The following is an 18,476-nucleotide window of genomic DNA, read 5'->3' as shown; positions in this document are numbered from 1 at the left end:
CGAATGCGGGTATTGATCGTTAAAACGTCTTCAATGGGTGATGTTCTGCATACGCTGCCATCGCTGACGGACGCCATGCGGGCCATTCCCGGCATTCGTTTCGACTGGGTGGTGGAAGAAGGCTTCGCGCAGATCCCCACCTGGCATGAAGCGGTTGATCGCGTGATCCCGGTGGCGATTCGCCGCTGGCGCAAAGCGTGGTTCTCCGCCCCCATTAAAGCCGAGCGCAAAGCCTTTCGCGATGCGGTGCAGGCTCAGCGTTACGATGCCATCATCGACGCGCAGGGACTGGTCAAAAGCGCCGCGCTGGTGACGCGTCTGGCACACGGCGTAAAGCACGGTATGGACTGGCACACCGCCCGCGAACCGCTGGCGAGCCTGTTCTATAACCGACGCCACCACATCGCAAAACAGCAGCACGCCGTCGAACGCACCCGGGAGCTGTTCGCGAAAAGCCTCGGCTATGCGAAACCCGACACTCAGGGCGATTACGCCATTGCGCAGCATTTTTTGCGCAATACAGACCCCTACGCTCAGCCTTATCTTGTCTTCCTGCATGCCACAACGCGCGACGATAAGCACTGGCCGGAAACGCACTGGCGAAGGCTGATTGAACTAATGCAACCTTGCGGTATCCATATTAAACTCCCGTGGGGCGCTGAACATGAACGACAGCGGGCGGAGCGTCTGGCCGCAGGATTTTCGCATGTTGAGGTTTTGCCTAAACTCACGCTGGCACAGGTTGCAGGGCAGTTAGCGGGAGCAAATGCTGTCGTTTCCGTTGATACGGGATTAAGCCATTTAACCGCTGCGCTGGATCGTCCAAATATGACGATTTTTGGCCCGACCGATCCGGGTTTGATTGGGGGTTACGGTAAAAACCAGCATCAGATGGTCAGCCCGACTCAGCAAACAAAGGATATTAGCGCAGATGCGATTTTTTCATTTTTACAGGGCAGCCACTGGCTTTCCAACAGGGATATTTAACCCATGAGTTATGTATTTCTGCTGATTTTACTCTTTCCGGTGAAGCTCATCCGGAAGCTGTTTCGCAAAGACACAGGTAAAAACCTTGTCATTCAAACAGCCAAAATCGGTGACTTTGTTAATGCTACGCCCCTCCTGGCGTACCTGCAAAAAAGCGATGTGCTTATCAGTCGCAGCGTGGGTGCGCTGGCGAAGCATGATGACACTATCGAGCAGATTTATTTTATCGAGCAGCATAAGCGCAATCTGTGGCGCAAGCTCTGCTTTGCCTGCAGGATCATGAATCGCTATGACAACGTGTATCTTCTGCAACCCAACAGCGTGAACCTCTTTTTCGCCTCCGTCTGTAATGCAAAAAACAAACAATTTTTAAGCACTTATACGCGCAGATGGTATCACGGCATTTTCTATACCACGGCTGACGGTACCGTTGAGCATGGTAAACAAACGTTGTCGGTCGCAAACTATCTGAAGCTGGCAGACCGCTCGCTAACGTGGCAAGACTCCCCAAAGCACGCTACAAAGCCGCTTTTTAAGCCCCAGACCTGGCCGGAAATCCTTGATAAACCCGGCGTTATCCGCATCGGCATCAGTATCGCCGCCGGGAATAAAGCGAAAACCGTTCCGCCCATTATCTGGAAACGAATTGTTGAGCATCTCGCTGACCTGCCCTGCGAGTTTTATGTATTTGGTGCGCCAAATGAGCAGCCGTGGATGGATGACATCACCCGTGCCTATGGTGAAATGCCCAATTTCACCAACCTCATCGGGCAAATCTCCCTTGAAGAGCTTCCCTGGGCGATTTCAAAGATGGATTGTTATATCGCATCGGATTCGGGGAACGTATATATTGCCGACGCGGTAGGTGTGCCGGTGGTGTTGCTGTTTGGACCATGCTGTCACCATGAACAGCGTCCGCTGGGCAATGTGTTGTTGATTGGTAATGACGACAACATTTGTTCTTATGTGTTTGAAACACGTTATTATTTTTCACAAGAACGCGAAGCGTTATTCGCGGTAACAGAAGACGCGCTGCGCGAGCTTAAACATTTTATCTGCGAGTTACCTAACGTTAACGCAACCACATATGCTATTGATGCTCAAGGAAACTAATTTCTATGGCTTTTCTTAGCGTCATTATTGCCGCGCATAACGCCGAAGATACGCTTAATACTACGTTAGAAAGCCTGCACGCCGCGATTGATAATGCGGGCGATGCAGTTGAGGTCATTATCTTTAATGACAGTTCCGTTGATGCCACCCAGGATATTATCGAGAAATGGTTGCCTGCGTTCCCACACGCGCAATCCCGGTACGTTGAGTACCGTAACGTCGGTCATGTTCGAAACAGTGCAGTTTCTCTGGCATCAGGCGATTATATTACGATGCTGGATAGCGACGATCGGTTGAAGCCTGGCAGCCTTAGGGATGCGGTAGCATTTTTGAAAGCACAGCGTCCAGATATGCTACTGACGCGCTTGCTGGAAATTCGTGATATCAGGAAAATCACCGCATTCTGGCAGGGCTTTACGCCCGTCTCTTTATCACAGAGAGACGCGATAAAGCGCTTCTTGCAGCATAAAGAGTTTCAGGCACATCTCATCGGTCAATTTATTCACCGAAAGTTGTACGAGAACAATCCCATTCCATCGATGGTCTGTTACGAAGACTTTGCGGTATTTCCTGCCATGCTCATGCAGGCAGAAAAAATCTGCTATCAACGCCAGGGCCATTACTATTACATCAAACGTAGCGAAAGTTTATCGAGTCGTCTCGACGCCAGTAAAATCACGACACTGGTTGAATGTACATTCAAGATGGAAAAAACGTTTCCGCAAGCGTTTAAAAATCTGATTAATTGTCACTGGTTTGATATCTACAGTAACCATCGGCACTATCTTACAGACCAGCAGCTGAGTCTCGTCAAATCGCGGGTAAAAGCACTTTATTCTTTATCATTTTTCTTATCCAGCGATGTTCGCTTCAGCTATAAAAAAAGGGTTATTGAGGCATTATGGAAAAAGTAAAGTTAAGAATTTATCAGTTAGCACTCATACTGAGCCTTATCTCTTTAGCTCTGGTACTCGTTAACTCAGGAAAACAACGAGAGTTCTTCTATATCGCGATCTATGTAAGTATTTTGGGATTGGCGTTTGAGCATAAAAAACTCACCTGGCGTCCATTTAGCATTGCCTATCCTGTCTTACTCGTTGGGATGCTTAACGTAGTTTGGTATTTCGCTTATGAATTCTATAATGAGGGAATTAATGCTTACAGCGATTATCTAGGTTCCAGTAAGAAATTAATTCTTGCTAGTTTGTTGATTTTTTATCTTGATCGCTTCAAAGATTATGTAACAAAAGAGAATTTTCAGAAGTATTTCTTAGCTACAACGGCGGTGGGTTTTGTCCTTGCTACGGGTTATGGCCTTTATCAGGCTGTACAAGGTATTGATCGTGTTGAGATGGCTATTAACCGCCCAACAATTGCGGCCTATATATATTCTGTTCTTTCGTTAGCATTTGTATACAGCTTATACCTCAAACAAAACGTGAAATTTTATGTGCTGGCAGGTTTTATTGTCCTGCTGTCTTTCTTCCTTATTCTTCTGACAGCTACACGTGCAGCCATGGGGCTTTATCTCATACTGGCTATTCTTCTCACACTGTATCAGTTCAGAAAAATACATCTTAAATCATTGATGATATTTTTATGTATCGTTGCAGGCATTATCATTGTAAGCTATAAGCCTTTGATTTCACCAAAGATACAACAAACAACGAACGAAATAACTAATTATCAAAAAGGACATGATGCAACGTCTCTGGGGGCACGCTTTTCTATGTGGAATGTGGGACTCATGACGGGTATTGCGCACCCATTGGGACAATCTATTGAGAGTAGGGAATTATGGGCGCGAAATTATGTCAAAAATGGTCATCCCCATGTAGCAGCGGCGCTCGGTTATATACGAATTCATTTGCATAACGAATTTATTGAGAAATACTCGTTACAGGGTATTCCAGGATTGGCAATATTATGCTTCTTCTTTGTTTCAATAATTGCGTATGCTATGCGGAATAAAAATGGCCTACTGCTAACAACCATGCTTCTGCTGTTGCTATATGGTTTAACAGACGTCATATTGTTGAGTTCGGAAGCCTTAATATTCTTTATGACATTGTTTGCATTAAGCACACAATTTTCGCAAAGAAAAAAACCATAATAAATAATGCCCGCCAGGCGGGCATTAATTTTTTTTAGACTGATAAAACTCCGCCAGCGTCATGCCTACGGTCTTATCTGACAACCAGGTAAACAGCGCTTCCAGATCTCGATACAAGCCCTCGATCGCCGCTTCATCCTTAAACGTGGGGCTCCCGCCAGGCATAAACTCAGATGAATGAAGCATAAACTCCACGTAATCATTCCCCTGCGATAAACACTGTTGCGCGACCTGAATCATCTGCGCGGCGTTCCCACCAGACGGTCGTAGCCAGTTCACGGACGGTGAGCGATATTTACCGCGAAGACGATCGTAGCCCTGCTTGACGGTATTCAACCAGGCCGGGTGTTTATACTGAATACTCATCGGGACTTCGAGTAACGGGCTATTACCCGCCCGGGAAATATCATCCGTGTCCATGAAGTAGGCATGGTCAGGGAAATGCTGATAATTCGTGCCACCACTCCCCTGCGGGGCACCTTTCGCGTTGCGCCAGTTCACGCGCGGCGTAACGGAACAATCAACCTGATAGCCCAGTTCAATAAGCAACCTGGCATAGCGGCTATCAAATGCCCAGCGTCCGGCACGATGACTCAGCATTTTGGTCTGGAAGGTCTCTTCCAGCAGGCGGGTCATGAAGAGCACTTTTTCGCGCATCATCTCGTCTGAAAACTCAATCAGATACGGCTGCCAGCGCCAGTCATCACCCGTGAGATCGTGCTCCGGCGGGCTATTCCAGGCATGCAGGTGCATACCCACTTCCCCCTGACCGCGAGCAATAACGTCCCTTGCGAATTCAATGAAAACGGGCTCGATTGCCATCTCATAGTTTGTCAGCCAGACGGGCTTAAAACCAAAACGTTCGCAAAGCGCCTGAAAGCGCGCAAGGTAGCGTGCGTTTTCCGTTTTGATCACCCGATGGTTTTGCCAGAGATTATCGCCCTCGGTATCGATCGTGATGATAAACGCTGGTTTTTTCATAATGAGTCCATGAGAGGAAGTCGTTAGCGCTATGTTACGCACTCCTCAAAGCAGGAGTAAACCCTTCCAGGGAAATTCCTGACATTGTGGAGAAAGAGTGCAAGTCGCTACCAGGTCTATTAGAATTGCCAACAGTACAACGCCGATAAGATGATGATGAATAACTTACCTGACACGCCTGATTTGCGCATTTTACTGATCAAACTTCGCCATCATGGTGACATGTTACTCACCACCCCCGTCATCGATTCGTTACGCCAAAAATGGCCTGAGGCGCAAATCGACGTGCTTCTCTATGAAGAGACACGCGATATGCTCGCCGCGCATCCGGCGATCGGCACAATTTATGGTATCGATCGCAAATGGAAGCAACTGGGCACGCTGAAGCATCTCCAGAAAGAGTGGCAGCTGCTTAGCACATTAAGAAGACAGCATTATCACCTGGTGATTAACCTTGCCGATCAGTGGCGCAGCGCCATCGTCACGCGCTTCACCGGCGCCCCGGTTCGCCTCGGGTTTGCTTTTAATAAGCGCAAGAGTGCATTCTGGCGTTTTTGTCATAGCAATTTGGTCTCTGTCGCGAATCACCCGTCACTGCACACCGTTGAGCAAAATCTTTCCATCCTGTCAGCGTTGCCGGTTGACCCAAAACCCGCCGTCACCATGGCTTACCGCCCGGATGACTGGCAACACGCGCACCACCTCTTGACGCAAAAAGGTGTGGGAGAGCGATACATCGTGATTCAACCCACGTCGCGCTGGTTCTTCAAATGCTGGGATGAAGGAAAGATGGCACAAACCATCACCACCCTGCAGCAGGAAGGCCACACCATCGTTCTCACGGCTGGCCCGGATAAAAAAGAGATGGCAATGATCGATCGCATTCTCGCTGCCTCACCGAAAACGGGTGTCGTCTCGCTGGCAGGTCAATTGACGCTGCGTCAACTGGCATCCCTTATCGATCATGCGCGTCTGTTTATCGGCGTGGATTCCGTGCCGATGCATATGGCCGCGGCGCTTCAGACACCCTGCGTGGCGCTGTTTGGCCCCTCAAAGCTGACGTTCTGGTCTCCTTGGCAGGCCAACGGGGAGGTTATCTGGGCCGGTGACTACGGCCCGCTCCCCAATCCGGACGCCATTGATACCAACACCAAAGAACGCTATCTCGACGCCATTCCCGTGGATGCTGTCGTCTCTGCTGCAAAGAGATACCTGTAATGAAACACCATCGCCTGGCGATTGTTCGCCAAAAATATCGCCCTGATGGCGGAGCGGAACGTTTCGTCTCCCGAGCGCTGACCGCGTTAAGCAATCAAAATCTTGAGCTCAACGTTATCACCCGCGAATGGCAGGGAGAAAAGCAGGACGACTGGCATATCCACATTTGTGACCCTCGCAAGTGGGGACGCATCAGCCGTGAACGCGGTTTTGCACATGCCGCACGCGCCCTGTGGCAGCAGCAGCAATTTGATATTGTGCAAAGCCACGAGCGTATCCCGGGCTGTGACATTTACCGTGCAGGCGATGGCGTTCATCGCCGCTGGTTGCTGCAGCGTGCGCGGATCCTGCCCGCCTGGCGCGCACAAATGCTCATGCACGATCGCTACCACCGCTACGTGATGAATGCCGAACGTGAAATGTACCAGGCTCCTGAGTTAAAAGCAGTTATCTGTAATGCGGAGATGATCAAACGCGAAATCGTCGAAGACTTTGATATTGACGCAAAAAAGATACATGTGATTTATAATTCAATTGATTCCAGCCGCTTCGTTCCGGCCGAGGAAGCACAGCGTGCCGCGCTGCGTCAGCAGTTTGGTTTACCAGCCGACGCCGTTGTGTTTTGCTTTGTAGGCTCAGGATTTGAACGAAAGGGATTAGCCAGCGCCATACGCGCTATCGCGGGAACAGCGGCGTGGCTGATTGTGGTTGGGCAGGATAAAGCGGAAAATCGTTATCGTGAACTCGCCCGTTCACTCGGCTGTGAAGGGCAAATCCGTTTCCTGGGGATGCAAAAAGAGACGTTGCCATTTTACCAGCTATCCGATGGTTTACTGCTGCCAACGCTGTATGATCCCTTTCCTAACGTTATTCTTGAAGCGATGGCCTGCGGTTTACCTGTCATTACTTCAGAGAGTTGCGGCGGAGCCGAATTTATTGAGCAAGGCAACAACGGATTTTACTGTGATGCACTTGATATCAACACATTGAAGGAGGCAGTAGCAGCCATTCCTTCTCTGGAAAAGAATAACAATATGGGGCTAGCGGCACGTGAACGTGTAAAAGAGGCCACCCCCGAAAAACTATCAAGTCAGCTTATTTCGCTTTATCAAAAATTACTGGATTAAAAATGCGCATCCTAATGATTATTGATGGTTTACCCGGTGGAGGAGCTGAAAAAACAGTTCTTACACTTTCCAGCGGATTGATCGAAATGGGACATCAGGTCTCCCTGTTCTCCCTGCGGAAAGTGTGCGACTACGCCATCCCGGAAGGCATCGATTTTCAGGTTATTCAGGATACGTGTAAAAAGCCGTGGCGGAAGCTGACGGAGATCCCGCGCCGCGCCCGACTGCTGGATAATGCGATTAAGCAGGCTGAACGCAGTGGAAAATTTGATGCGGTGTTCTCCCACCTGCATAAAACTGACCGCATCGTGTCACACTGCCGCGCACTGGAACGCGATAAAGTCTGGTTCTGTGTACATGGCATGTTCTCGTTCTCCTATCTGCGCCATCGCAGCGGGCTGTCGCGCTGGTTTAAACATTATAAAATTCGACATACCTACGAAAACCGTAACGTGGTTGCCGTCTCCGCCGCCGTGTTGAACGATCTCTCGGAAACGCTGGCAATCGACCTTCGTCGTAAAGCGGTTATCCATAATCCTTTCGATATCCCTGAAATCCAGCGTCTGGCAGACGAACCTTATGAGATGCAGGGACAGGATTACCTCATTCACGTCGGCCGCTTCCACGAACACAAACGTCACGATCGTCTCTTACGCGCGTTTGCGCTGAGCCAGATTGATACAACGCTTGTCATGATGGGAAATGGCGCCGACGCTAAAATTCAAAAACTAAAACAACTGGCTACCGAACTGGGCATTGAAAACAAAGTTGTTTTCCGCCCATTCCAGCCCAATCCCTATCCATGGATCAAAGGCGCACGCCTCTTAGTGTTAAGCTCTGACTGTGAAGGTTTTGGTAATGTATTGGTCGAATCCATTATCTGTCAGACGCCGCCCGTCAGTACAAACTGTCCGGGTGGGCCCGCGGAAATCCTCACTGGCGACTTAGCGCGCGGGCTGACAGCATTAAATGATGAGTCACTGGCAAAAACGCTGGCAGATATCTATGCCTCTCCGCCAGTTGTTGATCGCGCAACGATCGCATCGTTCGGCATCAATGCCATCTGCCAGCAATATATTGCTTTGGTCGACAATCCATAATAATCAGGTTTCTTATGCAAAATTCAGCGCCATTATTAAGCGTGGTGGTTGCCGTTTATAACGGCGAAGCGTTCCTGGATCAGTTCTTTACCTGCCTTGTCAATCAACGCATCGACAGCGTGGAAGTCATCATCGTCAATGACGGCTCCACTGACCGCTCGATGGAGATCGTCGAAAACTGGCGAGAAAAACTGCCGCAGCTGCAGGTCATTGAGCAGCAAAACCAGGGGGTTTCCATCGCGCGGAATAGCGGTCTGGCCATTGCGACGGGTCAATATCTTTCCTTCCCGGATATTGATGATGTCTTTAAACCTGGCATGTATCAGCATCTGCTGGATATGGCCGTTACGCAGGATCTGGACGTCGCCACCTGTAACGGGAACTACGTCTGGGAAAATAACAAAAAACCCTCGCGCCCGATTTTCCCTGAGGACAAACTGGCCTCGACAGGCGTTATGACTGGCGCGGCATGGTTAAAGATGGCGCTGGATTCTCGTAAGTTCCTTCACGTCACCTGGTTGAATATCTATCGCCACGACTTTATCCGTAAACACAATTTCCATTTCGAACCCGGACTGCGCCATCAGGATATCCCGTGGACGACTGAAGTGCTGCTCGCGGCGGAGCGGGTTCAGTACACCAGTGAACGTTATTATGACTACTACATTCACTCCGCATCGGTGTCCCATATGCCGGACAATGACGACACGCTCATTCGCTCGGCGCGCCATTATATGAAAATCCTGCAGATGCTCGATGCCATCAATCAGCGCTACCCGGATAAAGTGAAAGGTATCCCAGCCTGCCACTGGCAAATTGCCAAAGAGGGACTTGGGATTATTCACACCTTCGACAACATGAAGGACGAGAAGAAGAAATCTATGATTATTAAAGAGTTCTTCGAAACGGGCATCTGGAAACTCATCTGGAAAAGTGCAAAAAGTCCGCGTTTGCGCTGGCGACTGGGCCGCCGTTACTTCCGCTTAAAGCGGTATCTGGCATAAGAGATAGCTTTACCTGGCTTAAATGCTTAGAATTTGCCCGCCGAAACTAAAAAAACGGATAATCGATTGGAATTGTTGTATACCGCCCTGCTCTATCTCATTCAGCCACTTGTGTGGCTGCGACTGTTGCTTCGTAGCCGTAAAGCACCCGCGTATCGAAAACGCTGGGCTGAACGCTATGGCTACTGCCGTAATAAAGTGGCCCCGGACGGTATTTTGCTCCATTCAGTTTCAGTTGGTGAAACGCTGGCGGCTATCCCGCTGGTTCGTGCTCTGCGTCACCGATACCCGTCACTGCCGATCACCGTCACGACAATGACGCCCACCGGCTCTGAGCGTGCGTTATCCGCTTTCGGAAAAGACGTGCATCACGTCTATTTGCCTTACGATTTGCCCTGCGCCATGAACCGTTTCCTGAATACCGTTCGCCCGAAACTGGTGATCGTGATGGAAACCGAGCTGTGGCCGAATATGATTTCCGCCCTCCATGCCCGTAAGATCCCGCTGGTGATTGCCAACGCGCGCCTGTCTGAGCGCTCGGCGAAAGGGTATGGCAAGCTGGGCAAATTTATGCGTCGCCTGCTTAGCAAAATCACCTTGATTGCGGCGCAGAATGAAGAAGATGCGGCGCGCTTCATCGCGCTAGGCCTGAAACGCAACCAGCTTGCGGTAACGGGCAGCCTTAAATTCGATATTTCCGTCACGCCTGAACTTGCCGCCCGTGCGATCACGCTGCGTCGCCAGTGGGCCCCGCGTCGTCAGGTCTGGATTGCAACCAGCACCCACGACGGCGAAGAAGAGATCATCCTCCAGGCTCACCGTAAGCTGCTGGAAACATTCCCTGATTTACTGCTTATCCTCGTGCCTCGCCATCCTGAGCGCTTTAGAGATGCCCGCGATATGGTGCAAAAAGGGGGTTTCAGCTACACCCTGCGCAGCAGCGGTGAGATCCCTTCCGGCAGCACTCAGGTAGTGATTGGCGATACGATGGGCGAGCTGATGCTTTTGTACGGCATTGCTGACCTCGCCTTTGTCGGCGGCAGCCTGGTCGAGCGCGGCGGTCATAACCCACTGGAACCGGCAGCACACGCCATTCCGGTACTGATGGGACCGCACACGTTTAACTTCAAAGATATCTGCGCGAAATTGCAGCAAGCTGATGGTTTGATTACCGTGACCGATGCGGATTCTGTGGTCAAAGAGGTGTCTACCCTTCTGACCGACGAAGATTATCGCCTGTGGTACGGGCGTCATGCCGTCGAAGTGCTGCATCAGAACCAGGGAGCACTGACCCGTCTGCTGCAGCTTCTGCAACCTTATCTGCCTCAGCGGAGCCACTAATGTCAACGCGTCTGTCGGTCGTGATGATCGCCAAAAACGCCGCCGACCTGCTTCCGGACTGCCTGGCCTCCGTCGCCTGGGCTGACGAAATCGTCATCCTGGACTCCGGCAGCACGGACAACACGGTAGACGTCGCCCGCGCTGCGGGCGCGAAAATCTATACCAATACTGACTGGCAAGGTTATGGCATTCAGCGCCAGCGCGCGCAGGAATATGCCACAGGCGATTATGTGTTGATGCTCGACACTGACGAACGCATCACGCCAGAACTGCAGCAGGCTATTCAGGCAGTGCTTTCCTCACCTCAGCCTGGTGCGGTATACAGCATTGCACGCCGCAACTACTTTCTTGGCCGTTTTATGCGCCACAGCGGCTGGTATCCCGACCGCGTGATGCGCCTCTACGAGCGCGAGCGGTATCAGTACAACGACAATCTGGTCCATGAATCCCTGAGCTGCGATAGCGCCCAGGTCATCCCCCTGACGGGCGATTTGCTACACCTGACCTGCCGCGATTTCGCGAGCTTCCAGCGTAAACAGCTCAACTATGCCACCGCATGGGCGCAGGAGCGTCACCAGCGCGGCAAGAAGGCCTCGCTGACCGGAATCTTCACCCACACGCTGGGTGCGTTTCTGAAAACGCTGCTGCTGCGTGGCGGCGTACTGGACGGTAAACAGGGCTGGTTACTCGCGGTAGTGAATGCCCAGTATACTTTCAACAAATACACCGAGCTGTGGGCGCTCTGCCGCGGCTACTCTGAGAAAGCGTGAGCCATGAGCACAAAAGCGATTTATCCGGGTACCTTCGATCCGATCACCAACGGTCATGTTGATATCATCACCCGTGCGGCGTGCATGTTCGACAAGGTGATACTGGCGATTGCCGCCAGCCCCAGCAAGAAGCCGATGTTTGACCTGAACGAGCGCGTTACGCTTGCCACCGACGCCATTTCGCATCTGCCGAACGTTGAGGTGGTTGGGTTTAGCGACCTGATGGCTAACTTCGCCCGCGCTCAGCAGGCAAACATTCTGATCCGGGGGTTACGCGCCGTAGCAGATTTTGAGTATGAGATGCAGCTGGCGCACATGAACCGCCATCTGATGCCAGAGCTGGAGAGCGTCTTCCTGATGCCCTCCAAAGAGTGGTCGTTTATCTCGTCCACGCTGGTAAAAGAGGTGGCGCGTCATCACGGCGATGTCACCCACTTCCTGCCGGTTAACGTCCACCAGGCGTTGATGGAAAAGTTAAAGTAACGCTATTTCTGACACTGACGGCAATAGAACGTGGCGCGCTGGGCGTGCTTCGTGGCAATAATTGGCGTCCCGCAGGCTCTGCACGGTTCACCCTTACGGCCATATACCTGCAGCTCCTGAGCAAAATAGCCCGGCTTGCCGTCGCTTTGCAGGAAGTCCTTCAGCGTTGTCCCGCCCTGCTCAATAGAGCGCAGCAGTACCGCCTTAATGACCCGGACCAGCAGCTCACACTCCTGTGCTGACAGCGAAGAGGCCAGCCGATCGGGATGGATCCCCGCCGCAAACAGCGATTCGCTGGCATAGATATTCCCCACGCCGACCACCAGCTTGTTATCCATCAGCCAGGGCTTAATCGGGGTTTTCTTCTTCGCACAGTTCGCCTTGAGGTATTCCGCATTAAACGCATCTGAGAGCGGTTCAGGCCCGAGATGCGCCAGCACGTTATGCCCTTCCAGCTCCTTCGTCCACAGCCATGCGCCAAAACGCCGTGGGTCGGTGTAACGGAGTACTTTGCCGTTGCTCATCACCAGGTCAACGTGATCGTGCTTTTCCGCTGGCAGCTCTTCAGTAAGGATGCGCAGGCTCCCGGACATCCCCAGATGAATAATAATCCAGCCGTCAGGCAGCTCCAGCAGCAGGTACTTGGCGCGACGCTGCACGCTAAGGACGGGTTTGTCACTTAACGCGTGGATCTCATCGGACACCGGCCAGCGCAGACGCCCATTACGGACAACGGCGTGAAGAATGGTTGCGCCGACCAGATGGGGCTCAATGCCGCGACGGCTGGTCTCTACCTCAGGTAACTCAGGCATGGTTCCTCCGTTGAGATGCAAAATGCAAAAAACCCCGCAGATGCGGGGTTTTTCAATACAAGGAGACTAAAATTATTTGATTTTAGCTTCTTTGTACAGTACGTGCTGGCGTACAACTGGATCGAATTTTTTCAGTTCCAGTTTTTCCGGCTTAGTACGTTTGTTCTTCGTGGTGGTGTAGAAGTGACCTGTACCAGCAGAAGAAACCAGCTTGATTTTCTCGCGAATACCTTTAGCCATGATTTATTTCCTCTTTAAGTACTTAGTACTTTTCGCCACGGGCACGCAGTTCGGACAGAACTGTATCGATGCCTTTCTTATCAATAACACGCATACCTTTAGCAGATACACGCAGGGTGACAAAACGCTTCTCGCTCTCAACCCAGAAACGGTGAGAGTGCAGGTTCGGCAGGAAACGGCGTTTAGTCGCGTTCAGTGCGTGGGAACGGTTGTTACCGGTCACCGGACGCTTGCCAGTAACTTGGCAGACTCGGGACATGTCTATTCTCCAAAAATCAAATTAGCTCGAGCTTCGTATGGGGTATCGGCGCCTCGTCAGGCTTTACAGCCCGGTCATCGCATAGTTCTAAGTGAACTCTCGATTGCCAGGCCCAAATGCCAAACCCGAGATTCTCAAAGGTGGCGTAGTATACGCTGACTCGGCGGTGTGCTCAAGTCCCGAACAGACAAAGATCCCGATGGATCGCGAGAAATGGTCTAAATCCAACCACGTTCTGCAAAAGAAATGTATTCTCCGCGGCCAATTATCAGATGGTCCAGCACACGAATGTCCATGAATTGACAGCATTTGATAATGCGTTCGGTGATTTCTTTGTCCGCTCTGCTCGGTTCTGCACAGCCAGAGGGGTGATTATGCGCGAGGATCACGCCGGCTGCATTCACTTTTATCGCTTCCCGCACAATTTCTCGCGGATAAACCTCTACGTGGGTCAAGGTTCCAGAGAAAAGGTGACTGTGTTTCAGCACCCGGTTCTTATTGTCGAGAAAGATCACCATGAAGATCTCCCGCTCCATATCTGACAGCTGGCTTTGCAAGAATTCGCGGGTCATCGCCGGGGTAAGGATCGGATCTTCCTCCTCCATACGGACGTTGTAAAAACGGCGGGCAAGTTCTGCAATCCCCCTTAGTTGGGCATATTTCGCCACGCCAATCCCCTCAACGTGTGCAAACGCCGCCAGATCGGCAGTCAGCAAACCATGCAGTGAACCGAAATGTGCTATCAGCTCTTTTGCCAGCGTGAATACCGTTTTCCCCTGCGTACCCGTACGCAAAAAGAGCGCCAGCAGCTCATCGTCTTTTAACAAGGTGACGCCATATCGCAGCAGTTTTTCGCGCGGTAACAGCAGTTCCGTCTCTTCCATACCCAGCCTCCTTCTGTTTGCCATCATGCTGCCACAGGCCAATCCGGGGCTCGACGCTGACTTTTCGTTCTTGCGTAACGCCTCGCAAAGTGAACGAAGGACAAAATCACCCCGTTTTTGTGATTGTGATAAAATGCCCGCTCTCTGGTGAAACCCAACAGGAAAGAATCATGATGAGCCTGGCCGGTAAAAAAATCGTTCTTGGCGTGAGCGGCGGTATTGCAGCCTATAAAGCGCCAGACCTGGTGCGTCGTCTGCGCGAGCGTGGGGCGGATGTGCGGGTCGCGATAACCGAAGGTGGCAAAGCCTTTATCACGCCTCTGAGCCTGCAGGCTGTCTCGGGGTACCCGGTATCCGACAGCCTGCTTGACCCTGCTGCAGAAGCGGCGATGGGCCACATTGAGCTTGGGAAATGGGCAGACCTGGTGATTCTTGCCCCCGCCACGGCCGATTTGATTGCCCGTGTGGCGGCGGGCATGGCGAACGATCTGGTCTCGACCATTTGCCTCGCGACACCTGCGCCTGTCGCCGTCGTGCCCGCGATGAACCAGCAGATGTACCGTAACGCAGCCACCCAGCACAATCTGGAGACGCTGGCATCACGCGGCCTGCTTATCTGGGGCCCGGACAGCGGCAGCCAGGCGTGTGGCGATGTTGGCCCCGGTCGTATGCTGGACCCGCTGACGATTGTTGATATGGCTGCAGCCCATTTTTCGCCTGTCAACGATCTGCAACATCTCAACATCATGATTACCGCGGGCCCTACGCGCGAACCGCTGGACCCAGTGCGTTACATTACTAACCACAGCTCCGGCAAGATGGGCTTTGCCATTGCTGCTGCTGCTGCAAAACGCGGCGCGAACGTCACGCTGGTGAGCGGTCCGGTCTCATTGCCTACGCCTCCGTTCGTTCAGCGCATTGACGTCACCACCGCGTTGGAAATGGAAGCCGCCGTGCAGGCACATGCGCAAAACCAGCAGATTTTTATCGGCTGTGCGGCCGTCGCGGATTATCGGGCAGAGACCATTGCAGACGCCAAAATCAAAAAGCAAGGTGATGAATTAACGATAAAAATGGTGAAAAACCCAGATATCGTTGCTGGTGTCGCCGCACTGAAAAACCATCGTCCTTACGTTGTTGGGTTTGCCGCAGAAACAAATAATGTGGAAGAATATGCCCGGCAAAAACGTACTCGCAAAAACCTGGATTTGATTTGCGCGAACGACGTATCGCTGGCCACGCAAGGATTTAACAGCGACAGCAATGCTCTGCACCTTTTCTGGCAGGATGGAGATAAAGTCTTACCGCTTGCGCGCAAGGAACTCCTGGGCCAACAATTACTGGACGAGATCGTTACCCGTTATGATGAAAAAAATCGACGTTAAGATTCTGGACCCGCGTGTTGGCGAGCAATTTCCGCTGCCGACCTATGCCACCTCCGGCTCTGCCGGTCTTGACCTGCGCGCCTGTCTCGATGACGCCGTAGAACTGGCTCCAGGTGCAACCACCCTGATCCCGACAGGTCTGGCCATTCACATTTCTGACCCGTCTCTGGCGGCGGTGATCCTGCCGCGCTCTGGTCTGGGCCATAAGCATGGCGTCGTACTGGGTAACCTGGTCGGCCTGATCGACTCTGACTATCAGGGCCAGCTGATGGTGTCCGTCTGGAACCGCGGTCAGGACAGCTTCACCATTGAACCGGGCGAGCGTATTGCGCAGATGGTCTTTGTACCGGTTGTGCAGGCAGAATTTAACCTGGTGGCAGACTTCGACGCTACCGACCGTGGCGAAGGCGGCTTCGGCCATTCCGGGCGTAAATAACCGTCCGATAGATACGCATCTCACAGCGCCATAATGCAATAACAAACCGCAAACGCCCGTTTGCGGTCGCTGTGTGGATGCCAGCCTGGCAAGTGCTTATTTTCAGGGGTATTTTGTAACATGGCAGAAAAACAAACCGCGAAAAGGAATCGTCGCGAAGAAATACTTCAGTCTCTGGCTCTGATGCTTGAATCCAGCGATGGCAGTCAACGCATTACCACTGCAAAACTGGCGGCCTCCGTGGGCGTGTCTGAGGCGGCGCTGTACCGTCATTTTCCGAGCAAAACCCGGATGTTCGACAGCCTGATCGAGTTTATTGAAGACAGCCTGATCACGCGCATCAACCTGATTCTGAAAGACGAAAAAGACACCACCGCGCGTCTGCGTCTGATTGTGCTGTTAATCCTGGGCTTTGGTGAACGCAATCCGGGCTTGACCCGTATCCTCACCGGCCACGCGCTGATGTTTGAACAAGATCGTCTGCAGGGCCGCATCAATCAGCTTTTTGAGCGCATAGAGGCGCAGCTGCGCCAGGTACTGCGTGAGAAGAAGATGCGTGAAGGCGAAGGGTACATCACCGATGAGACGCTGCTGGCAAGCCAGATCCTGGCGTTTTGCGAAGGGATGCTCTCCCGCTTCGTGCGCAGTGAATTCAAATATCGTCCAACGGACGATTTTGACGCCCGCTGGCCGTTAGTGGCTTCGCAGTTGCAGTAACTTTATCCGGCCTGCGTAACCCGTAGGCCCGGTAAGCGCTAGCGCCACCGGGCAAAAAAATCACACGCCAAACTCTTCCCGATAGGCACGAACCGCCGCCAGATGATCCGCCATCTCCGGCTTCTCTTCCAGATACGCAATCAGGTCTTTCAGGGTGATAATCGACGTTACTTTACAGCCGTAATCACGCTCGACTTCCTGAATAGCAGAGATTTCACCGCGACCACGTTCCTGACGATCCAGAGAAATCAGCACGCCAGCAAGCGTCGCACCGTTAGCATGGATTATTTCCATCGATTCGCGGATCGCCGTGCCCGCGGTGATCACATCGTCGACCAGCATCACGCGGCCTTGCAGCGCGCTGCCGACCAGATTGCCGCCTTCACCATGGGTTTTAGCCTCTTTACGGTTAAAGCAGTACGGCACATCGCGATCATGATGTTCCGCCAGCGCCACCGCCGTGGTGGTCGCAATTGGAATCCCTTTGTAGGCCGGGCCAAACAGCAGGTCAAAATCAATCCCGGAATCCACCAGCGCTTCGGCATAGAAGCGGCCTAACAGCGCCAGATCGCGCCCGGTATTAAACAGCCCGGCGTTGAAGAAATAGGGGCTCTTACGCCCGGATTTCAGCGTAAACTCGCCAAACTTAAGTACCTGCTTGTTAAGCGCAAACTCAATAAACTGGCGCTGATACGATTTCATGGATTCGCTCCTTTGGTTTTTTCTGTCTTACAGGCAAAAAAAAGGCGACTCATTGGTCGCCTTTAAAATCAATTTTCTAACGCCGCCTTCTGCGTCGTTACAATGGATTCGATTCCCCCTCGGGCCAACGCCAGCAGGGAGAGAAGCTCTTCGTGGGTGAACGGCTCGCCTTCTGCCGTGCCCTGTACTTCAATGATGCGACCGTCTTCGGTCATCACCACGTTCATGTCGGTTTCGGCGGCAGAATCTTCAACGTATTCCAGATCGCAAAGCGCTTCGCCGTTAACGATACCTACAGAAACCGCGGCAACCATGCCTTTCATTGGGTTGGTTTTCAGCTTACCGGCCGCAACCAGCTTGTTCAGGGCATCCGCCAGCGCCACGCAGGCACCGGTAATAGATGCTGTACGCGTGCCGCCGTCAGCCTGAATGACGTCGCAATCGAGAGTGATGGTGAATTCACCGAGGATTTTCAGGTCAACGGCAGCGCGCAGCGCACGCGCGATCAGACGCTGAATTTCCATGGTACGACCGCCCTGCTTGCCTTTCGCCGCTTCACGGGCATTACGGGTATGGGTCGCCCGCGGCAGCATGCCGTACTCAGCGGTGATCCAGCCCTGGCCCTGACCTTTCAGGAAGCGCGGAACGCCTTCTTCGATGGAGGCGGTGCACAAAACTTTAGTGTCACCAAACTCAACCAGCACGGAGCCTTCAGCGTGTTTTGTATAGTTACGGGTCAGGGTGACGGGACGCACCTGGTTGGCGCTACGACCTGATGGACGCATGATGGATTCTCCGGCTTGA

General features: G+C 52.2%; 21 protein-coding genes. 14 read left to right on the top strand and 7 right to left on the bottom strand.

Features of this window, described 5'->3' with window-relative positions; translation table 11 throughout:
- Nucleotides 1-3 precede the first annotated feature (3 nt).
- Genes rfaC through N2K86_RS00600 form a run of 4 tightly spaced genes read left to right on the top strand, consistent with a single transcriptional unit; the run spans nt 4 to nt 4,213 of the window.
- Nucleotides 4-987, top strand: a complete 984-nt coding sequence (gene rfaC / locus N2K86_RS00615) for a lipopolysaccharide heptosyltransferase RfaC (RefSeq protein ID WP_260660122.1) — start codon at nt 4-6, stop codon at nt 985-987.
- A gap of 3 nt (nt 988-990) precedes the next feature.
- Nucleotides 991-2,100 carry a glycosyltransferase family 9 protein gene (locus N2K86_RS00610; protein WP_260660121.1) on the top strand — a complete coding sequence of 370 codons (1,110 nt, stop codon included), beginning with the start codon at nt 991-993 and terminating at the stop codon, nt 2,098-2,100.
- Between the two features lie 5 nt (nt 2,101-2,105).
- A complete protein-coding gene (locus N2K86_RS00605) occupies nt 2,106-3,014 on the top strand; it encodes a glycosyltransferase family 2 protein (RefSeq protein ID WP_260660120.1) in 909 nt (302 codons plus the stop codon).
- Nucleotides 3,002-4,213: an O-antigen ligase family protein gene (locus N2K86_RS00600; RefSeq protein ID WP_260660119.1), complete on the top strand. Its 1,212-nt coding sequence runs from the start codon at nt 3,002-3,004 to the stop codon at nt 4,211-4,213. The genes N2K86_RS00605 and N2K86_RS00600 overlap by 13 nt, the downstream gene beginning before the upstream one ends.
- A 24-nt stretch (nt 4,214-4,237) precedes the next feature.
- Here the strand turns inward: N2K86_RS00600 and N2K86_RS00595 are convergent, their stop codons facing one another.
- Nucleotides 4,238-5,194, bottom strand: coding sequence for a polysaccharide deacetylase family protein (locus N2K86_RS00595; RefSeq protein WP_260660118.1), 957 nt, complete (start codon nt 5,192-5,194; stop codon nt 4,238-4,240).
- A 150-nt stretch (nt 5,195-5,344) separates the two neighbouring features.
- Here N2K86_RS00595 and rfaQ point away from each other — a divergent pair, with 150 nt between their 5' ends.
- The 7 genes from rfaQ (at nt 5,345) to coaD (ending at nt 12,237) form a co-directional block, all read left to right on the top strand.
- Nucleotides 5,345-6,412, top strand: coding sequence for a putative lipopolysaccharide heptosyltransferase III (gene rfaQ, locus N2K86_RS00590; protein ID WP_260660117.1), 1,068 nt, complete (start codon nt 5,345-5,347; stop codon nt 6,410-6,412).
- Nucleotides 6,412-7,539, top strand: a complete 1,128-nt coding sequence (locus tag N2K86_RS00585; protein WP_260660116.1) for a glycosyltransferase family 4 protein — start codon at nt 6,412-6,414, stop codon at nt 7,537-7,539. Before rfaQ ends, N2K86_RS00585 begins: the two co-directional genes overlap by 1 nt.
- Nucleotides 7,540-7,541: 2 nt before the next feature.
- Nucleotides 7,542-8,639, top strand: coding sequence for a glycosyltransferase (locus N2K86_RS00580; RefSeq protein WP_260660115.1), 1,098 nt, complete (start codon nt 7,542-7,544; stop codon nt 8,637-8,639).
- A 14-nt stretch (nt 8,640-8,653) separates the two neighbouring features.
- Nucleotides 8,654-9,643 (top strand): glycosyltransferase, encoded by a 990-nt coding sequence (locus N2K86_RS00575; protein WP_260660114.1) that lies wholly within the window; start codon nt 8,654-8,656, stop codon nt 9,641-9,643.
- A gap of 66 nt (nt 9,644-9,709) precedes the next feature.
- Nucleotides 9,710-10,984 carry a lipid IV(A) 3-deoxy-D-manno-octulosonic acid transferase gene (gene waaA, locus N2K86_RS00570; RefSeq protein ID WP_260660113.1) on the top strand — a complete coding sequence of 425 codons (1,275 nt, stop codon included), beginning with the start codon at nt 9,710-9,712 and terminating at the stop codon, nt 10,982-10,984.
- The gene (locus tag N2K86_RS00565) at nt 10,984-11,754 is read left to right on the top strand and encodes a glycosyltransferase family 2 protein (RefSeq protein ID WP_260660112.1); all 771 of its coding nucleotides are present in this window, start codon (nt 10,984-10,986) and stop codon (nt 11,752-11,754) included. The genes waaA and N2K86_RS00565 overlap by 1 nt, the downstream gene beginning before the upstream one ends.
- Nucleotides 11,755-11,757: 3 nt before the next feature.
- Nucleotides 11,758-12,237 (top strand): pantetheine-phosphate adenylyltransferase, encoded by a 480-nt coding sequence (gene coaD / locus N2K86_RS00560; protein ID WP_042717767.1) that lies wholly within the window; start codon nt 11,758-11,760, stop codon nt 12,235-12,237.
- Nucleotides 12,238-12,239: 2 nt separating this feature from the next.
- Here coaD and mutM read toward each other — a convergent pair whose 3' ends face one another.
- The 4 genes from mutM to radC form a co-directional block, all read right to left on the bottom strand.
- The gene (gene mutM, locus N2K86_RS00555) at nt 12,240-13,049 is read right to left on the bottom strand and encodes a bifunctional DNA-formamidopyrimidine glycosylase/DNA-(apurinic or apyrimidinic site) lyase (RefSeq protein WP_260660111.1); all 810 of its coding nucleotides are present in this window, start codon (nt 13,047-13,049) and stop codon (nt 12,240-12,242) included.
- 72 nt (nt 13,050-13,121) lie between these two features.
- On the bottom strand, nt 13,122-13,289 hold the full coding sequence (gene rpmG / locus N2K86_RS00550) for a 50S ribosomal protein L33 (RefSeq protein ID WP_003024094.1): 168 nt from the start codon (nt 13,287-13,289) through the stop codon (nt 13,122-13,124).
- A 22-nt stretch (nt 13,290-13,311) separates the two neighbouring features.
- Nucleotides 13,312-13,548 (bottom strand): 50S ribosomal protein L28, encoded by a 237-nt coding sequence (rpmB, locus tag N2K86_RS00545; protein WP_002436699.1) that lies wholly within the window; start codon nt 13,546-13,548, stop codon nt 13,312-13,314.
- A gap of 218 nt (nt 13,549-13,766) precedes the next feature.
- Nucleotides 13,767-14,432 carry a RadC family protein gene (radC, locus tag N2K86_RS00540; RefSeq protein ID WP_216358189.1) on the bottom strand — a complete coding sequence of 222 codons (666 nt, stop codon included), beginning with the start codon at nt 14,430-14,432 and terminating at the stop codon, nt 13,767-13,769.
- A gap of 173 nt (nt 14,433-14,605) precedes the next feature.
- Between radC and coaBC the strand changes: the two genes are divergently transcribed.
- From coaBC to slmA, 3 genes are all read left to right on the top strand, one after another.
- Nucleotides 14,606-15,817 carry a bifunctional phosphopantothenoylcysteine decarboxylase/phosphopantothenate--cysteine ligase CoaBC gene (gene coaBC, locus N2K86_RS00535; protein WP_260661750.1) on the top strand — a complete coding sequence of 404 codons (1,212 nt, stop codon included), beginning with the start codon at nt 14,606-14,608 and terminating at the stop codon, nt 15,815-15,817.
- The gene (dut, locus tag N2K86_RS00530; protein ID WP_260660110.1) at nt 15,795-16,253 is read left to right on the top strand and encodes a dUTP diphosphatase; all 459 of its coding nucleotides are present in this window, start codon (nt 15,795-15,797) and stop codon (nt 16,251-16,253) included. The genes coaBC and dut overlap by 23 nt, the downstream gene beginning before the upstream one ends.
- Nucleotides 16,254-16,373: 120 nt before the next feature.
- Nucleotides 16,374-16,970 (top strand): nucleoid occlusion factor SlmA, encoded by a 597-nt coding sequence (gene slmA / locus N2K86_RS00525; protein ID WP_260660109.1) that lies wholly within the window; start codon nt 16,374-16,376, stop codon nt 16,968-16,970.
- Nucleotides 16,971-17,030: 60 nt separating this feature from the next.
- Here slmA and pyrE read toward each other — a convergent pair whose 3' ends face one another.
- Both pyrE and rph read right to left on the bottom strand, forming a co-directional pair.
- Nucleotides 17,031-17,672, bottom strand: a complete 642-nt coding sequence (gene pyrE / locus N2K86_RS00520) for an orotate phosphoribosyltransferase (RefSeq protein WP_260660108.1) — start codon at nt 17,670-17,672, stop codon at nt 17,031-17,033.
- Nucleotides 17,673-17,740: 68 nt separating this feature from the next.
- Nucleotides 17,741-18,457, bottom strand: coding sequence for a ribonuclease PH (gene rph, locus N2K86_RS00515; protein ID WP_010426431.1), 717 nt, complete (start codon nt 18,455-18,457; stop codon nt 17,741-17,743).
- Nucleotides 18,458-18,476 lie beyond the last annotated feature (19 nt).

Origin of the sequence: Enterobacter mori, from assembly GCF_025244905.1 — a bacterium.
GTDB lineage: Bacteria > Pseudomonadota > Gammaproteobacteria > Enterobacterales > Enterobacteriaceae > Enterobacter > Enterobacter mori_A.
The sequence above is the reverse complement of the archived record's forward strand: the minus strand, read 5'-3'. Positions and strand labels throughout refer to the sequence as shown.

Excerpts from the sequence above, each read along its gene's own strand:
- N2K86_RS00565 (WP_260660112.1), top strand. The coding sequence starts at position 10,984 with ATGTCAACGCGTCTGTCGGTCGTGATGATCGCCAAAAACGCCGCCGAC.
- rpmG (WP_003024094.1), bottom strand. The coding sequence starts at position 13,289 with ATGGCTAAAGGTATTCGCGAGAAAATCAAGCTGGTTTCTTCTGCTGGT.
- coaBC (WP_260661750.1), top strand. The coding sequence starts at position 14,606 with ATGAGCCTGGCCGGTAAAAAAATCGTTCTTGGCGTGAGCGGCGGTATT.
- dut (WP_260660110.1), top strand. The coding sequence starts at position 15,795 with ATGATGAAAAAAATCGACGTTAAGATTCTGGACCCGCGTGTTGGCGAG.
- N2K86_RS00595 (WP_260660118.1), bottom strand. The coding sequence starts at position 5,194 with ATGAAAAAACCAGCGTTTATCATCACGATCGATACCGAGGGCGATAAT.
- rph (WP_010426431.1), bottom strand. The coding sequence starts at position 18,457 with ATGCGTCCATCAGGTCGTAGCGCCAACCAGGTGCGTCCCGTCACCCTG.
- rfaC (WP_260660122.1), top strand. The coding sequence starts at position 4 with ATGCGGGTATTGATCGTTAAAACGTCTTCAATGGGTGATGTTCTGCAT.
- radC (WP_216358189.1), bottom strand. The coding sequence starts at position 14,432 with ATGGAAGAGACGGAACTGCTGTTACCGCGCGAAAAACTGCTGCGATAT.
- pyrE (WP_260660108.1), bottom strand. The coding sequence starts at position 17,672 with ATGAAATCGTATCAGCGCCAGTTTATTGAGTTTGCGCTTAACAAGCAG.
- N2K86_RS00575 (WP_260660114.1), top strand. The coding sequence starts at position 8,654 with ATGCAAAATTCAGCGCCATTATTAAGCGTGGTGGTTGCCGTTTATAAC.
- N2K86_RS00600 (WP_260660119.1), top strand. The coding sequence starts at position 3,002 with ATGGAAAAAGTAAAGTTAAGAATTTATCAGTTAGCACTCATACTGAGC.
- N2K86_RS00605 (WP_260660120.1), top strand. The coding sequence starts at position 2,106 with ATGGCTTTTCTTAGCGTCATTATTGCCGCGCATAACGCCGAAGATACG.
- coaD (WP_042717767.1), top strand. The coding sequence starts at position 11,758 with ATGAGCACAAAAGCGATTTATCCGGGTACCTTCGATCCGATCACCAAC.
- slmA (WP_260660109.1), top strand. The coding sequence starts at position 16,374 with ATGGCAGAAAAACAAACCGCGAAAAGGAATCGTCGCGAAGAAATACTT.
- N2K86_RS00585 (WP_260660116.1), top strand. The coding sequence starts at position 6,412 with ATGAAACACCATCGCCTGGCGATTGTTCGCCAAAAATATCGCCCTGAT.
- N2K86_RS00610 (WP_260660121.1), top strand. The coding sequence starts at position 991 with ATGAGTTATGTATTTCTGCTGATTTTACTCTTTCCGGTGAAGCTCATC.
- rpmB (WP_002436699.1), bottom strand. The coding sequence starts at position 13,548 with ATGTCCCGAGTCTGCCAAGTTACTGGCAAGCGTCCGGTGACCGGTAAC.
- N2K86_RS00580 (WP_260660115.1), top strand. The coding sequence starts at position 7,542 with ATGCGCATCCTAATGATTATTGATGGTTTACCCGGTGGAGGAGCTGAA.
- mutM (WP_260660111.1), bottom strand. The coding sequence starts at position 13,049 with ATGCCTGAGTTACCTGAGGTAGAGACCAGCCGTCGCGGCATTGAGCCC.
- rfaQ (WP_260660117.1), top strand. The coding sequence starts at position 5,345 with ATGATGATGAATAACTTACCTGACACGCCTGATTTGCGCATTTTACTG.